The following is a 17,549-nucleotide window of genomic DNA, read 5'->3' as shown; positions in this document are numbered from 1 at the left end:
TCAAAATTCTGTAGAGAAGCTTCCTAAGCGGTCAGTCATTTACTAGTCAAGAAGACAAGATCATGAAGGGATTCTTTACAGAATTTTTATTTTTTCACATTATAATCGGTGCTTGGTGAAGTTTGGATAATATGGTAAAATTAAGTAGTTTTATTTTAACTGAATAAAAAATAATGATTAATGTAAAGGAGAATAGGATGAGAACAATTATCACGTTCATTATCGTTTTTGGCATCTTAGTGATCGTACATGAATTTGGCCACTTCTTCTTTGCGAAACGATCAGGAATCCTAGTTCGTGAGTTTGCGATTGGCATGGGACCTAAAATCTACGGTCATCAAGCAAAAGACGGCACGACTTATACATTGCGTTTGTTACCAATCGGTGGCTATGTGAGAATGGCTGGGAATGGGGACGACGAAACGGAAATGGCCCCAGGAATGCCGTTATCACTCTTGATGGATTCAGATCATGTCGTAAAGAAAATCAATTTAAGCAAAAAAATCCAATTGACCAATGCGATCCCAATGGAATTGATCCGTTATGATCTTGATGAAGCACTCACGATCACAGGTTATGTGAATGGTGATGAAACGCAAGAAGTAACGTATGCAGTGAATCATGATGCTTCGATCATCGAGGCGGATGGGACTGAATTGAGGATCGCACCGAGAGATGTACAGTTCCAATCAGCCAAATTATGGCAACGAATGTTGACTAACTTTGCGGGTCCAATGAATAATTTTATTCTAGCGATTCTATTATTCATCATATTAGCATTCATGCAAGGCGGGGTGACAGTCACAAATACCAACCAAATCGGTGTTGTTACGCCAGACGGAGCTGCGGCTGCAGCCGGACTGAAAGAAAATGATGAAATTCTTTCAGTAGAGGGAAAAACAATCCAAACATGGAATGATCTGACAGCGATCATTACTGAAAATCCAGATAAACCACTTGATTTTGAAGTTGAACGAAATGGACAGGTTTCTTCTGTTGAAGTGACACCGAAAGCAATTGAGTCGAATGGTGAAAAAATTGGTCAACTTGGGATACAAGCGCCAATGAAAACTGGCTTCTTCGATAAGATCATCGGTGGAACACAACGTGCATTTAGTAGCTCTTTGGAAATATTCAAAGCATTAGGTTCATTATTTACCGGCTTTAGCTTGGACAAATTAGGTGGACCGGTGATGATGTTCCAATTGTCTTCTGAGGCAGCGAATCAAGGAATCATGACAGTCATTGGTTTGATGGCAATCTTATCCATGAATTTAGGGATCGTCAATTTATTGCCAATCCCAGCATTAGATGGTGGAAAACTAGTCTTGAATATTTTTGAAGGTGTCCGTGGTAAACCACTTAGTCAGGAAAAAGAAGGCATTTTGACGCTTGTTGGTTTTGGCTTCCTGATGCTATTGATGGTATTAGTAACATGGAATGACATTCAACGATTCTTTTTCTAGAAAAAGTAGGGTATAATGACATGCGTTAGATTATTTGAGGAATAAAGGAGTTTAGATAATGAGACAATCAAAAATGTTGATTCCAACATTAAGAGAGGTTCCAAATGATGCGGAAGTATTAAGTCATCAAATCTTACTACGTGCCGGTTACATTCGTCAGGTTTCGGCTGGAATCTATTCTTATTTACCACTTGCAAATCGTGTATTAGAAAAATTAAAAACGATCATGCGCGAAGAATTTGAAAAAATCGGCGCAGTAGAAATGTTGATGCCAGCGATTTTACCTGCTGAGCTATGGCAAGAATCTGGTCGTTATGAAACATACGGGCCCAACTTATATCGCTTGAATGATCGCAACGATCGTCAGATGATCTTAGGACCAACACATGAAGAAACATTTACAGAATTGATCCGTGATGAAGTCAATTCATACAAAAAATTACCTTTGAATCTTTATCAGATCCAAGCGAAATACCGTGATGAAAAACGTCCTCGTTTTGGACTATTGCGTGGACGCGAATTTATCATGAAAGATGCTTATTCTTTCCATGCCTCTCAAGAGAGTTTGGATGAAACATACAAAGATTATGAAAAAGCTTATACAGAGATCTTTAAGCGTTGTGGTCTAGAGTTCCGTGCAATCATCGGTGACGGTGGCGCGATGGGCGGAAAAGACTCAAAAGAATTTATGGCAATCTCAGAAATTGGTGAAGACACGATTTGTTATTCAACAGAAAGTGACTATGCAGCAAATTTGGAGATGGCGACGAGCTACTATGTGCCAAAAAAATCCCATGAAACACAATTGGAAATGGAAAAGAAAGAAACCCCAGATGTGAAAACCATCGAAGAGGTTGCAGCTTTCTTTGACGTTCAACCACAAAAAATTATTAAATCTGTACTCTTCACAGCAGATGAGCAACCTGTTCTAGTTTTAGTTCGTGGCGATCATGAAGTCAATGATGTGAAATTGAAAAACTTCTTAGGTGCAGATTTCTTAGAAGAAGCAACAGAAGAAGAAGCGAAAAACTATTTAGGCGCTGATTTTGGATCAGTTGGACCAATCGGTGTAGCTGAAGAGGTCAAAGTCTATGCGGATCGTCATGTTCAAGATCTGGCAAACGCTATTGCGGGAGCGAATGAAACTGGCTACCATTATATCAATGTCAATCCAGAACGTGATTTCAATGTTCTAGCATATGAAGACTTACGCTTCGTCCAAGAAGGCGATCCTTCGCCAGATAATAATGGCGTATTAGCCTTCACTCGAGGGATCGAGATCGGGCATATCTTCAAACTAGGTACACGTTACAGTGAATCAATGGGAGCTACTGTTCTTGATGAAAATGGTCGTGAAAAACACGTGATCATGGGTTGCTATGGTATCGGTGTGAGCCGTCTACTTTCCGCGATCGTTGAACAAAATGCAGACGAAAACGGTATTCACTGGCCAAAAGGCATTGCACCATTTGATTTGCATGTCGTACAAATGAACTTAAAAGATGAGTTCCAAACGAACTTGACGAATGAAGTGGAAAAAGCAATGAACGAAGCTGGTTATCAAGTACTTGTTGATGATCGCAATGAGCGTGCCGGTGTTAAGTTTGCTGATTCTGATTTGATCGGATGTCCAATCCGTATCACCGTCGGTAAAAAAGCAGTAGATGGCATCGTCGAAGTGAAAATCAAAAAAACAGGTGAAATGGTCGAAGTTCGTAAAGAAGAACTTGTAAATACATTACCGATTTTATTGAATCAAGGCGAATAAGTAAGAGTGGAAAAGTCGTATCAGTCTTTTAGGAGACGGAAGCGACTTTTTCATTTCCTTTTCCTCAGTTAATGAACGGTGTCCAAGAAGCAACACTTCAATAATAAGCCAAAAAAATCAAAATGAAAAAGCCATTTTTCGATTTTCTTGTCTTATTCCTCAGTGCTGATCGCTTTTTTCACAACCTGATAAACGGTTTTCGAAAAGCTAACCTTCAACATTAAGCTGGAAAATTAAAAAATATGAAAAGCTATTTTCTGATTTTCCAGCTTACTGCTCAGGTCAGAGCGCTTTTCTTACAACCTTAATGAAAATTTCCCTAAAAAGGGTTATACTAGATAGTATTGAAAAGTAAGGGTCGGAAATGGAATAATTTCTGGTCTTGACAGAAAGGGCGTATATTTTTGTCAGAAAAACGAGAGTTATTTGAGAAATTATTGGAGCAGATCCAATTAGAAGAAACAGAAAAAGCACATCCGCTTATTTCTGCTGGGGAAATGGAACAGGTGGTGGTCCATCGTAAATCTCGTCTGTGGGAGTTTACGTTACGTTTTCCAGCTATTTTGCCTGTGATGCTTTATCGCTCGCTGGTGCAGCATGTTATACTTGCGTTCAAAGAAATTGCTGAGGTGAAAATCACAGTCCAAGCAGCGGATCAAACATTCGATGAACAACTCTTACAAGATTATTGGTCGCAAGCACTGGAAAGTCAGCAATGCGATACACCTTTAGTACAAAAGGTATTAAAGACGCAAGTACCAACGATCAAAGAGCATAAGGTGATTTTGCCTGTTGATGGTGAGGGAGCGATCGGCTATCTTAAACAACAATATCTGCCATTAGTAGAACAGTTATTTGTTAGTTACGGTTTTCCTAAGTTTCGAATCGAACCAGAAGTTGATGAGCAACAAGCAGAAAGAGTCCTAAAGCTTTTTGAAGAAAGACGACAAGAACAGGCTGAGGCGTTCATGAAACAAGCGGCTGAAAGTTTGATTGTTCATGAACAAAAGAAAAAAGAGCGCAAAGAGCAATTACCAGCGCTTGACGGGCCAATCCAACTAGGAAGAAATATCCCGAATGATGAGCCTATCACACCGATGATCAATATCTTGGAAGAGGAACGCCGGGTAACGATCGAAGGCTACGTGTTCGATAAAGAAGTACGTGAGCTTCGTTCAAAACGTAAGATTTTGACATTGAAGATCACAGATTACACCTCTTCATTTATCGTCAAAAAGTTTTCAAATAATGAAAAAGATGAACAAATCTTTGAAGCAATCAGTACGGGTAGTTGGTTGAAAGTTCGTGGGAGTGTCCAAGAAGACACGTTTGTTCGTGACCTAGTGATGAATGCCCAAGACATTTTAGAAGTTAAACATGCACCACGTAAAGATTATTCTCCTGAAGAGGAAAAGCGTGTCGAATTACATCTTCATAGTAATATGAGTACTATGGATGCAACGAACAATATTTCAGATCTTGTGGCACAAGCAGGTAAGTGGGGACATAAAGCAATTGCAATCACTGACCATGGCGGTGCACAAGCATTTCCAGAGGCACATAGTGCAGGGAAAAAAGCTGGTGTGAAGATCTTGTATGGTGTCGAAGCGAATGTGGTCGATGATGGGGTGCCGATTGCGTATAATGACGCCCATGATTCATTGAGTGAATCCACTTATGTCGTGTTTGACGTGGAGACAACAGGTTTGTCTGCTGTTTATGATACGATCATCGAGTTAGCTGCTGTTAAAATGTACAAAGGAAATGTCATCGAAAGTTTTGATGAATTTATCGATCCTGGACATCCCTTATCACGAACAACCATTGATTTGACAGGGATCACGGATGAAATGGTTCGCGGTTCAAAATCTGAGGAGGAAGTTTTACGCTTATTCTTGGAATTCTCAAAAGATGCGATCCTAGTTGCCCATAATGCGGCATTCGATATGGGATTTTTGAATACAAGTTATGCCAAATACAACATCCCTGAAGCAGCCAATCCAGTTATAGATACCTTAGAATTAGCTCGTTATTTATATCCACAATTCAAACGGTTTGGTTTAGGTGTACTATCCAAAAAATTCGGTGTTAGCTTGGAACAACATCACCGCGCGATTTATGACGCGGAAGCAACCGGACATCTGGCTTGGATATTTATCAAAGAAGCGATGGAAAACCACGAAATGTATTATCACGATCAGTTGAATGCCCATGTAGGTGAAGGTGATTCTTACAAACGGGCGCGACCTTTCCATGTCACATTACTAGCTAAAAACCAAGCTGGATTAAAAGACCTGTTCAAATTGATCTCGATGTCAAACGTCGATTATTTTGAACGCGTGCCACGAATCCCCCGATCACAGCTAAAAAAATTCCGACAAGATTTGTTAGTTGGCTCTGCCTGTGACAAGGGTGAGATTTTTGAAGCCATGATGCAAAAAGGGGTAGAAGAAGCACGTAACCGGGCGAAATTTTATGACTATATCGAAGTCATGCCTAAAGCTGTCTATGCACCACTCTTGGAGCAAGAGCTTGTCAAAAATGAACATGACTTAGAAGAAATCATTCGTAACTTAGTAGAAATCGGCAAATCATTAGATAAAATCGTTGTAGCGACAGGAAATGTCCACTACCTGAATGAAGAAGATGCAATCTATCGTAAAATCTTGGTCAATTCGATGGGGGGAGCCAATCCATTGAATCGTCACAGTCTGCCCGAAGTGCATTTCAGAACAACAGATGAGATGCTGACTGCATTCTCCTTCTTAGGTACGGATTTAGCAAAAGAAATCGTAGTTGAAAATACCAATAAGATTGCAGATATCTGTGAAGAAGTCGTGCCAGTGAAAGATGAATTATATACCCCTAAAATTCCTGGTTCGGAAGATGAAATCACGGATCTAAGTTATTCGAAGGCAAAACAAATGTATGGTGATCCATTACCGGATATCGTAGAAAAGCGTCTGAAAAAAGAGCTGGATTCGATCAATGGTAATGGCTTCTCTGTGATTTATTTGATTTCACAAAAGTTAGTGCATAAAAGTAATGAAGATGGCTATTTAGTAGGTTCTCGTGGCTCGGTTGGTTCTAGTTTCGTAGCAACCATGACAGGGATCACAGAGGTCAATCCATTGGCACCCCATTACTATTGCCCAGATTGTCAGTATTCGGAATTTTATGAAGATGGAACTTACGGTTCAGGATTTGATATGCCTGAGAAAAAATGTCCAAAATGTGGCGCTCGTTTAAATAAAGATGGGCATGATATTCCGTTTGAAACATTCTTAGGTTTCCATGGCGATAAAGTACCCGATATCGATTTGAACTTCTCAGGGGATTACCAAGCAGAAGCCCATCATTATACGAAAGTATTATTTGGCGAAGAGTATGTCTATCGTGCGGGAACGATCGGTACTGTTGCAGATAAAACGGCGTATGGATTTGTAAAAGGGTTTGAACGTGATCACAACTTGCATTACCGCAGCGCCGAAGTGGATCGCTTAGCCAAAGGTGCTACTGGGGTCAAACGAACGACCGGACAGCATCCAGGAGGGATTATTGTTATCCCCGATTATATGGATGTATATGATTTCACGCCGATCCAATATCCGGCAGACGATCAGAATTCAGAATGGAAAACGACCCACTTTGATTTCCACTCGATCCATGACAATGTCTTGAAACTTGATATCCTGGGACACGATGATCCAACGGTGATCCGGATGTTGCAAGATTTATCTGGGATTGATCCACAAACGATCCCAACCGATGATCCGGAAGTGATGCGGATCTTTTCTGGACCCGAAGTCTTGGGAGTCACACAAGAACAGATTTATTCTAAAACAGGTACACTAGGGATACCGGAATTTGGGACACGTTTCGTTCGTGGGATGTTAGAGGAAACACATCCAACGACCTTTGCGGAATTATTGCAGATCTCTGGTCTTTCTCATGGTACGGATGTTTGGTTAGGAAACGCAGAGGAATTGATCAAACGTGGGGATGCGACGCTGGCTGAAGTAATCGGCTGTCGTGACGATATCATGGTTTATTTGATCCATGCTGGCTTAGATAGTGGCATGGCGTTCAAAATCATGGAGACGGTGCGTAAAGGATTATGGAATAAGATCCCTGACGAATTACGTGAAACGTATTTGACCGCAATGAAAGAAAATAACGTACCTGACTGGTACATCGATTCTTGTTCGAAAATCAAATACATGTTCCCGAAAGCCCATGCCGCCGCCTATGTTTTGATGGCGCTACGGGTTGCTTATTTCAAAGTTTATTTTCCGATATTGTATTACTGTGCCTATTTTTCCGTTCGTGCAGATGACTTTAATCTTGTCGCTATGTGCAAAGGAAAAGAAGCAGTGAAAGAGGCGATGAAGGAAATCACGGATAAAGGGTTAGATGCTTCTGTAAAAGAAAAGAATCAGTTGACAGTTTTAGAGTTAGCCAATGAAATGCTAGAACGTGATTTGAAATTCGGAATGATCGATTTATACAAATCCGATGCAGTAAACTTTGTGATCGAAGGAGATACGCTGATTGCGCCATTCCGTGCGGTACCAAGTTTAGGGGCCAACGTAGCGAAACAAATCGTCGAAGCTAGAAAAGATGGTCCTTTCTTATCCAAAGAAGACTTGGCAACTCGTGGGAAAGTCTCGAAGACGTTGATCGAGTATATGACAGAAAATGGTGTCTTGAAAGATTTACCTGATGAAAATCAATTATCGTTATTTGATATGTTATAAAAGTCAACGTCAGAAATGAAAATGAATCAAAATGAAAGCAAAGATTAGTAAAGCTGGTTGCCAGTTGGTTCTAATGATATGGCTTGTCATTTAGAGTGGTTTATGTTATAGTTATTTAAGGTAATGATACTAACTGTGAGTGAGCGGAATTTTCGCTCACTCTTTTTAATGGAATTACGGATCTAATTTTAAGGAGGCGAAATCTTTGAGTAGCGTCGTTGAAACAGTCACAGAAATGGTGACACCGATCTTAGATGAACAAAAGTTTGAGCTAGTAGAAGTAGAATTTGTCAAAGAAGGAAAAAGCTGGTTTTTACGGGTGTTTATAGACAAAGAAGGCGGAATCGACATTGAAGAATGCGCATTTGTCAGTGAAAAATTAAGTGAGAAACTTGATACGACAGAGCCAGACCCGATACCACAAGCATATTTTCTAGAGGTATCATCTCCAGGCGCAGAACGCCCTTTGAAAAAAGAGGCAGATTATGAAAAAGCACGAGGAGAGTATATCCATGTGTCTTTATATCAACCAGTTGACGGAGAAAAACAATACGAAGGTTTTCTCCAATCATTTGATGCTGAACAGCTTACATTGAAGATACGCATAAAGACACGGGAAAAAGAAATTGTTTTTGACCGTAAGAATATTGCCAAAGCTCGCTTAGCAATCCAATTTTAATCACGGAGAGGAAACAGAAGAATGAGTAAAGAAATGTTGAACGCGTTAGATGCTTTAGAGGCTGAAAAAGGAATCTCAAAAGAAATCGTGATCGACGCTTTAGAAGCTGCGTTAGTTTCTGCATACAAACGCCATTATGGGCAAGCACAAAACGTAGAAGTAGAATTTGAACAAAAAAAAGGCAAGATCCATGTCTATGCAGTGAAAGAAGTCACCGAAGAAGTGATGGACTCACAATTAGAAGTATCTTTGAAAGACGCCTTGTTGATCAATCCTGCTTACGAGATCGGTGACAAGATCCGTTTTGAAGTCACACCAAAAGATTTCGGTCGTATCGCTGCCCAAACAGCTAAGCAAGTCATCTTGCAACGTGTACGTGAAGCAGAACGCACGATCATCTATAACGAATTCAGTGCTTATGAAAAAGACATTATGCAAGGTATCGTTGAACGTCAAGACAAACGTTATATCTATGTCAATTTAGGTAAAATCGAAGCGGTACTATCAAAACAAGACCAAATGCCAAATGAATTTTATCAACCACATGATCGTATCAAAGTATATGTATCACGTGTTGAGAATACATCAAAAGGCCCTCAAGTCTTTGTTAGCCGTAGTCATCCTGATCTTTTGCGTCGCTTATTCGAACAAGAAGTACCAGAAGTTTATGATGGACTTGTTGAAATCGTCAGCGTTGCTAGAGAAGCAGGCGATCGTTCAAAAGTGGCTGTTCGCTCAACTGATCCGAATATCGATGCTGTCGGCACTTGTGTCGGTCCTAAAGGCCAACGTGTCCAAGCAATCGTGAATGAATTGAAGGGCGAAAACATGGATATCGTTGAGTGGGATGAAGATCCTGCGGTGTTCATTGCGAACGCATTGAATCCTTCACAAGTCGTGGATGTCATTTTTGACGAACAAAATCCAAAAGCTTGTACGGTCGTTGTGCCGGATTATCAATTGTCATTGGCAATCGGTAAACGCGGACAAAATGCGCGACTAGCAGCCAAATTGACGAACCACAAAATCGACATCAAATCAGAGTCAGACATGACTGAATTCTATGAGAAAAAAGCTCAGGCAGAAGCAGCAATCTCTGAAGAATTACACGATGAAGCAATCATCCAATCAGATTTGACAGATGATGAATATCAAACAATCGCATTTGAAGACGAAACAGCTGAAGTAACTGAACAAGAAGAAATTTAACTGCTAGTGAAGGAGGCAAAGAGATGAAACAAAGGAAGATCCCTTTACGCAAATCTGTGGTTTCAGGTGAAATGAAACCAAAAAAAGAGATGATTCGTGTCACACGTTCAAAAGAAGGCGTGGTATCGATCGATCCTACTGGAAAAATGCCTGGACGAGGAGCGTATGTCTCACTTGAGCCGGAGGAAGTACAACAAGCTTGGGATAAACATCTCTTGGATCGTGTACTTGAAGCTAAGCTAACAGATGAATTTTATCAAGAACTATTAGATTACGTCACTCACCAAAAAGCCCGAAAAGAGCTATTTGGCGAATGAATGGAATGAATCGGCAAAAAGCCATGAATCTTATTGGTCTAGCGATGCGTGCCGGAAAAATGATCACAGGTGAAGAATTGACGATCGGAGACATCCGTCGCCAAAAAGCCAAGATCGTTTTCGTCGCAAGTAATGCCAGTGAGAATACCAGAAAAAAAATCAAAGATAAGAGTTCGTACTACAAAGTTCCTTGCTTTGAGCTGTTTTCTGAGGAAGAAATCACGCAGATGATCGGTAAACCTCGGAAAGTGATAGGAATCACGGACACCGGCTTTGCAAAAAAGGTCAAGGAGCTAATTGAAGGTTAGGAAGGTGATTGCATGGGCAATAAACGAATTTATGAACTAGCGAAAGAATGGAACAAGTCTAGTAAAGAGGTCGTTGATAAAGCGCAGAAACTTGGAATCGATGTGAAAAATCACATGGGTGCGGTCAGCACACAAGATGAAAAGAAACTGCAACAAGCGTTCAACCAACCACAGCAGAAAAAGCAACCAGTACAAAAAGCAAACCAAAAACCAGCCGGACAACAGCCAAGTAACCAAAAGAAAACAAACGAACTATCGAACCAACAAAAAAATAAAAGTAACCGCAACTATCAAGATCGCGGTCAAGGGAGCGGTCAAGTGAATCAAGGAAAAAACCAATCAACAAATCAGAATAAGAGTAGCCAGACAGGCGGAAACAATCAAAACCGTCAAGGAACTACTCAAAACAATAATCAAAATCGCCAAGGTAACAACCAAGGCAGTAACCAAAACCGTCAGGGAACTACTCAAGGTAGCAACCAAAATCGCCAAGCTAACAACCAAGGCAGCAACCAAAACCGTCAAGGAGCAAACCAAGGCGGCAGCCAAAATAGAAACAATAATAACAATCGCGGCAAATTCAACAATAACAACCGCAATCGTTTCAACAAAAAAGGGAAAAAAGGCAAACAACAAACTTCAAACAAGCCAGCAGTTCCACCACGTAAATTCCGTGAGTTACCTGAAGTATTAGAGTATACAGAAGGTATGAATGTTGCAGATATCGCGAAGAAAATTCACCGCGAACCAGCAGAGATCATTAAAAAATTATTTATGCTAGGCGTGATGGTCAATCAAAACCAAGCATTAGATAAAGATACGATCGAATTGTTAGCAACAGACTACGGTATGGAACCACAAGAAAAAATCCAAGTAGATATTGCGGATATTGATAAATTCTTTGAAGCGGATGAAGTGAATCCAGAAAAATTAGTCTCACGTCCACCAGTTGTTACGATCATGGGACACGTTGACCATGGTAAAACAACTTTACTCGATACTTTACGTCATTCTCGCGTAACAAGCGGAGAAGCCGGTGGTATCACACAACATATCGGTGCGTATCAAATCGATATCGATGGCAAACCAATCACATTCTTGGATACACCAGGACATGCGGCCTTTACAAGTATGCGTGCTCGTGGTGCAAGTATCACTGATATCACGATTTTAGTTGTTGCCGCTGATGATGGTGTAATGCCACAGACTGTAGAAGCGATCAACCATGCGAAAGCAGCTGGTGTTCCAATCATCGTTGCAGTCAACAAAATCGATAAACCAGGTGCAAATCCACAACATGTGATGCAAGAATTAAGTGAATATGAATTGATTCCTGAAGCATGGGGCGGCGAAACGATTTTTGTAGAAATCTCAGCGAAATTCGGCCAAAATATCGAAGAACTATTAGAAATGATTCTTTTAGTCGCAGAAGTGGAAGACTTGAAAGCTGATCCAACACAACGTGCGATCGGTACAGTGATCGAAGCACGATTAGACAAAGGAAAAGGTCCTGTGACAACATTACTTGTTCAACAAGGTTCATTGAATGTTGGAGACCCAATCGTTGTTGGAAACACATACGGTCGTGTACGTGTAATGGTCAACGACTTAGGACGCCGTGAAAAAACAGCTGGACCAGCAACACCAGTTGAAATCACAGGATTGAATGATGTACCCCAAGCAGGCGATCGTTTTGTTGTCTTTGAAGACGAGAAAACAGCTCGTGCGGCGGGTGAAGAACGTGGCAAACGTGCGATGTTAGAACAACGTGCAGCAACTAGTCGTGTGACATTAGACAACTTGTTTGAAAGCTTAAAAGAAGGCGAATTAAAAGAAGTCAATGTTATCATCAAGGCTGATGTACAAGGTTCAGCCGAAGCATTAGCTGCTTCATTGAAGAAGATCGACGTTGAAGGTGTACGTGTCAAGATCGTCCATTCAGCTGTTGGAGCAATCAATGAAAGTGATGTGACGCTTGCTGCGGCAAGTAATGCGATCATCATTGGTTTCAATGTTCGTCCGACACCACAAGCGAAAATCCAAGCAGATACAGAAGAAGTGGATATCCGTCTTCACCGTATCATCTACAAAGCCATCGAAGAAATCGAAACAGCGATGAAAGGGATGTTGGATCCTGAATTTGAAGAGAAAATCACTGGTCAAATGACTGTCCGTGAAACCTTCAAAGTATCAAAAGTCGGAACGATCGCTGGTGCCTTTGTCACTGATGGTTACATTCGTCGTGATAGCGGCGTGCGTGTCATTCGTGATGGTATCGTCATTTTCGAAGGACAATTAGCAAGCTTGAAACGCTTCAAAGACGATGTTAAAGAAGTGAAAATGGGCTTTGAATGTGGAGCAATGGTTGAGAAATTCAATGATCTAAAAGTAGACGATGTTATCGAAGGCTTTATTATGGAAGAAATCAAAGTCGACTAATTTAAAAAAAGGAGGCCGCTCATTATGGCTAACTATCGTGACCGCAGAGTCGGTCAAGAAATTTTAAAAGAAGTGAATGATATCTTACGCAAAAAAGTACGTGATCCACGTGTGGAAAACGTAACAATCACAGATGTGCATGTCACGGGTGACCTGCAACAAGCAACGATTTATTATAGCCTTTTATCTGACTTAGCTTCAGATAAGAAAAAAGCGCAAGAAGGGTTGAATAAAGCAAGTGGACTGATTCGTCGTGAATTAGGGCATAACATGAGCATTTATAAAACACCTGAATTGACGTTTGAGCTAGACGAATCAGTTGTATATGGTAATCATATCGATGAATTATTGCGTAATTTAAACAAAGACTAATGTTCTAACGGGTTGACTCGTTCGTATCAATGGTCGAACAGTGAGGATACAATAACTGTATCCTCACTGTTTTTTTGTATATTTTCATTCGACACTAGAGAGCCAAACGAAATACAACGAAAAAATCCAAAAATAGCAGGAGCCATTTTCGAATTTTTTCGTTGTATTCGTAGCAGATGATCATCGCTGAATTGTCCGCTTTTTGGGGAAAACATGTTTCATCATAAAAGCAAATTATGAGAATTGACTGATCAAAGAATCATCCGATCATCTACCAGATAACCATCCGTATAACCAATCAAAAGGTGCAAAGAAAAGATTTTCCATAGGTGCTCCCTCCTTTACAAAAAGAATACCACCTTTCTATTTACAACAGTGTGAACTTTTGTTACGTTTATGTTTCTAAAACAAAATAATCGTACATTTAAGGATCAATCCCGTCAGTTTTTGATCCGATGTGTTATAATAATTCAGTTAATACTTAAAAGAATGGAGAACAGAAAATGGAAGGCTTATTACCTTTATGGAAAGAACGCGGCATGACTAGCCACGATTGTGTATTCAAATTACGAAAAATTTTACATACAAAGAAAATCGGACATGGGGGGACATTAGATCCTGATGTAGATGGTGTTCTTCCAATTTGTATTGGTAAAGCCACTAAAGTCATTGAATATCTGGCCGATTCGGGGAAGACCTACAAAGGAGAAATCACACTTGGCTACAGTACAACGACTGAAGACAAGTCAGGAGAAATCGTTGAACAACGAGCTGTCACCGAAGTGTTGACAGAAGACCAAGTAGATGAAGCAATGGCTGCTTTGGTCGGTGAGATCACACAGATTCCTCCAATGTACTCGGCTGTGAAAATCAATGGTCGACGTTTATATGAATATGCTCGAAATAATGAAACAGTGGAACGACCTGTACGCAAGGCACAGATCTATCGTTTTGAACGAACGAGTGAAATCCTCTGGTCAAAAGAAGCAGGTACCGTTTCGTGGCGGTTTGAAGTCGAATGTGGCAAAGGTACCTATGTCCGAACATTGGCTGTAGATACGGGGAGTAAGCTGGGCTATCCTGCGCATATGTCAGATTTGACGAGAACAGTGAGTGCCGGCATGGATGAATCCCAAGCTATTACTTTAGCTGAAGTAGCATCATATATGGAGAATGGTACGATCGAAGAGTATTTATTACCCATTGAAACGGGTGTAGCAAAGTTCAAACAGGTCGATATCGACGAAACAGTGTGGCAGAAAGTCAAGAATGGTATGCGCTTAGATTACCAAGTATTCGGTCTATCAGAGATGCCCTCAGAAGAAATTGCCCTTTTTTATCAAGGAAAAGTAGTGAGTATCTACCAACCAAATCCAAAAGAAAAAAATAAGTTAAAACCAAGTAAAGTTTTAAGAAATGAGGTTTAATGTAAAAATGGAAATCATCAAAATCAGACACCCTTATCAAGTTTCACAAATTCCGAAAGAAGACGTCGTACTGATCTTAGGTTTCTTTGACGGAGTTCATTTAGGACATCAGAAAGTGATTGAAACGGGGCGAGAAATTGCTCAAAGAGAGGGTCTGAAATTGGCATTGATGACATTTAATCAACATCCGTCAATCGTCTTTAAAAAAATCAACCCAAGTAACGTCAAATACTTGACTACGTTAGAACAAAAAGAAGAAAAAATGGCAGAACTTGGTATCGATTATCTTTACGAAATTGAATTTACTTCTGCATTTGCCCACTTAGCCCCTCAAGATTTCGTTGATCAGTATATTGTAGGACTAAATGCTAAGTATGCCGTTTCTGGCTTTGACTATACGTATGGTCCAAAAGAAATTGCGGATGTCCCTCATCTCCCTGGTTATGCAAAAAGTCGTTTTGAAGTAGTCACTGTACCAAAAGAGCAACAAGAAGGGGAAAAAATCAGTTCTTCACGGATTCGTCAAGACTTGGATGCTGGGGATGTCACGAGTGTGGCCCATTTGTTAGGCTATATTTATGAAATCGACGGTGTGGTCATCCACGGGGACGCACGTGGTCGCTTATTAGGATTCCCGACAGCCAATGTCAAAGTTAAAAGCACCGTTCATTTACCAAAAGTGGGTGTCTATGTTTGTGAAATCAAAATCGGTGAGACGTGGTACCCAGCAATGGGATCAATCGGGCATAATGATACATTTGGCGATGGACGTGAATTGACAGTCGAACTATATATTCTAGATTTTGATCAAGATATCTATGGTGAACATGTCTACGTTCGTTGGCACGAGTTTATCCGAGATCAAGTGAAGTTTGATGGAGCAGAAGCTCTAATCGAGCAATTAAAAGCAGACGAACAAGTAACTGCTGATTTTTTTGAACATGTTGAGTAAGCAAATGTAGTATTCAAGAATAAGGAAGAAGCCCAATCAGGATAACTGAAGGGCTTTCTTTTTTTGGAAAGTTTTTTTTAGTGCGTATGATTTGCTTTCACCTACACTTCGTAGTGTACACTGTCTTTATAGCTAATAACGAATGTTTTAAAATATCTGTTATTAATGTGATAAAAGAAAGGGTGTCTTCTATGTATAAAGAATTAGAGCAGAAAGTAGCTGTAGTGACTGGTGGGTCCAAAGGGATCGGTACAGCCATTTCTCAGCGTTTTGGAGAAGAGAAGATGAAAGTAGTTGTAAATTACCATTCGGATGCTGATGGAGCAGAAGAAGCAGTTAAAGCGATTGAAGAAGCTGGGGGCAAGCATTAGCTGTCAAAGCGGATGTAGGAACAGAAGAAGGCGTGCAGACTTTAATTGATCAAGCGATAGAAGCCTATGGTCAGTTGGATGTTTGGGTCAACAATGCTGGCACTGAAAACCAAAAACCTACGCACGAATTAAGCTTGGAAGAATGGGAAACTGTGATGCAAGTCAACCTTACTGGCGTGTTTTTAGGAACAAAAGCCGCGATCAATTATTTCAAAAAACACCAAGTAAAAGGAAGTATTATCAATCTTTCCTCTGTCCATGAACAAATCCCATGGCCGACCTTCTCACATTATGCCGCTTCAAAAGGTGGGGTAAAACTATTCACTCAAAGTGTTGCGATGGAGTATGCGCCTGAAGGAATACGTATCAATAGTATCGGACCAGGAGCAATCAAAACACCGATTAATGCCGAAAAGTTTGATGACCCAGAGCAAAAAGCGACAACAGAAAGCATGATCCCGATGGAACGAATCGGAAAACCAAGTGAAGTTGCCGCTGCGGCTGCTTGGTTAGCTTCAGATGAATCAAGCTACGTTACAGGTATCACGTTGTTTGTAGACGGTGGTATGACGCTTTATCCTTCATTTCAAGGTGGGAAAGGGTAGGGATTGATTGATGGGAATCTTAATTGCATTAATACCAGCGATTGGCTGGGGAATCCAACCACTGGTTTTGAAAAAAATCGGTGGACGTCCCACCAATGAAATATTAGGTACAGGTATTGGGGCATTACTCGTTGGTCTAGTTGTTCAATTGTTCATGGCACCCGCTGGTATTTCGATTACTACATTTTTGATCAGTCTTTTATCAGGGGCGTTTTGGGTCATTGGCCAAATCGGACAATACACCACGTTCAATTTGATCGGCGTATCCAAAACAATGCCTATTTCCACTGCGATGCAGCTTGTTGGAACGTCACTGATTGGTGTTTTTGCTTTTGGCGAATGGGCAGGAACAACAGGGAAAGTGATTGGTGGAGTAGCGATCGTCTTGCTAGTGATTGGTTCTGCACTAACAGCAGTAACTGATGGGGGAAGTAAACAAGGTGGGATAACTAAAGGAATTTCGATTCTTGCTTCTACGAGTATTGGTTATTGGGTGTACAGTGCATTACCTAAATTAGTCAATGCAGACGGAGTAGCTATCTTCTTTCCACAAATGTTAGGTGTTTTCTTAGCAGCGGCTATTTATGTCGTCTTGAAGCAACCAAAAGCGTACGGAGATGGAAAAAGTTGGAAAGCTACGATCGTTGGTGTCATTTTTAGTTTAGCAGCATTTGCTTATATATTTTCAGCTAATGCCAATGGCGTAGCTACTGCCTATATCATCACGCAACTGAACGTAGTGATCTCAACATTAGGTGGTATGGTTATTTTGCACGAAAAGAAGAGCAAAAAAGAATTAAGCTACACTTTGATCGGGTTAGCCTTGATTGTCGGGGGTAGTATGATCACTGTGCTGATTTAAAAAAATAAAGCAATGTA

General features: G+C 40.6%; 12 protein-coding genes and 1 pseudogene. All 13 read left to right on the top strand.

What is annotated here, in order from left to right; translation table 11 throughout:
• Positions 1-197 precede the first annotated feature (197 nt).
• The 13 genes and pseudogenes from rseP (at position 198) to CYK55_RS07930 (ending at position 17,532) form a co-directional block, all read left to right on the top strand.
• Positions 198-1,466 (top strand): RIP metalloprotease RseP, encoded by a 1,269-nt coding sequence (rseP, locus tag CYK55_RS07990; protein WP_126134156.1) that lies wholly within the window; start codon positions 198-200, stop codon positions 1,464-1,466.
• A gap of 58 nt (positions 1,467-1,524) precedes the next feature.
• Positions 1,525-3,234 (top strand): proline--tRNA ligase, encoded by a 1,710-nt coding sequence (locus CYK55_RS07985; RefSeq protein ID WP_010735191.1) that lies wholly within the window; start codon positions 1,525-1,527, stop codon positions 3,232-3,234.
• A 404-nt stretch (positions 3,235-3,638) separates the two neighbouring features.
• Entirely contained in the window at positions 3,639-7,991 is a 4,353-nt protein-coding gene (locus CYK55_RS07980) for a PolC-type DNA polymerase III (protein WP_126134155.1), read from the top strand.
• A 205-nt stretch (positions 7,992-8,196) separates the two neighbouring features.
• Positions 8,197-8,670, top strand: coding sequence for a ribosome maturation factor RimP (gene rimP / locus CYK55_RS07975; RefSeq protein WP_010735193.1), 474 nt, complete (start codon positions 8,197-8,199; stop codon positions 8,668-8,670).
• A 21-nt stretch (positions 8,671-8,691) separates the two neighbouring features.
• Positions 8,692-9,879: a transcription termination factor NusA gene (gene nusA / locus CYK55_RS07970; protein ID WP_010735194.1), complete on the top strand. Its 1,188-nt coding sequence runs from the start codon at positions 8,692-8,694 to the stop codon at positions 9,877-9,879.
• A gap of 23 nt (positions 9,880-9,902) precedes the next feature.
• Positions 9,903-10,196 (top strand): RNase P modulator RnpM, encoded by a 294-nt coding sequence (gene rnpM, locus CYK55_RS07965; protein WP_010735195.1) that lies wholly within the window; start codon positions 9,903-9,905, stop codon positions 10,194-10,196.
• Positions 10,193-10,504 (top strand): YlxQ-related RNA-binding protein, encoded by a 312-nt coding sequence (locus CYK55_RS07960; RefSeq protein WP_034687600.1) that lies wholly within the window; start codon positions 10,193-10,195, stop codon positions 10,502-10,504. The genes rnpM and CYK55_RS07960 overlap by 4 nt, the downstream gene beginning before the upstream one ends.
• A gap of 12 nt (positions 10,505-10,516) precedes the next feature.
• Positions 10,517-12,943: a translation initiation factor IF-2 gene (gene infB, locus CYK55_RS07955; protein ID WP_034687599.1), complete on the top strand. Its 2,427-nt coding sequence runs from the start codon at positions 10,517-10,519 to the stop codon at positions 12,941-12,943.
• A 24-nt stretch (positions 12,944-12,967) separates the two neighbouring features.
• On the top strand, positions 12,968-13,315 hold the full coding sequence (gene rbfA, locus CYK55_RS07950; protein ID WP_010735198.1) for a 30S ribosome-binding factor RbfA: 348 nt from the start codon (positions 12,968-12,970) through the stop codon (positions 13,313-13,315).
• A gap of 503 nt (positions 13,316-13,818) precedes the next feature.
• Positions 13,819-14,742 carry a tRNA pseudouridine(55) synthase TruB gene (truB, locus tag CYK55_RS07945; RefSeq protein WP_034687597.1) on the top strand — a complete coding sequence of 308 codons (924 nt, stop codon included), beginning with the start codon at positions 13,819-13,821 and terminating at the stop codon, positions 14,740-14,742.
• 7 nt (positions 14,743-14,749) lie between these two features.
• Positions 14,750-15,694: a riboflavin biosynthesis protein RibF gene (gene ribF, locus CYK55_RS07940; protein ID WP_034687595.1), complete on the top strand. Its 945-nt coding sequence runs from the start codon at positions 14,750-14,752 to the stop codon at positions 15,692-15,694.
• Between the two features lie 191 nt (positions 15,695-15,885).
• Positions 15,886-16,670: pseudogene (locus tag CYK55_RS07935) on the top strand (glucose-1-dehydrogenase).
• A gap of 10 nt (positions 16,671-16,680) precedes the next feature.
• Positions 16,681-17,532, top strand: a complete 852-nt coding sequence (locus tag CYK55_RS07930) for a GRP family sugar transporter (RefSeq protein WP_034687590.1) — start codon at positions 16,681-16,683, stop codon at positions 17,530-17,532.
• The last annotated feature ends 17 nt before the right edge of the window (positions 17,533-17,549 follow it).

This window comes from Enterococcus mundtii (assembly GCF_003957375.1).
In the GTDB taxonomy this organism is placed as follows: domain Bacteria; phylum Bacillota; class Bacilli; order Lactobacillales; family Enterococcaceae; genus Enterococcus_B; species Enterococcus_B spodopteracolus.
The sequence above is the reverse complement of the archived record's forward strand: the minus strand, read 5'-3'. Positions and strand labels throughout refer to the sequence as shown.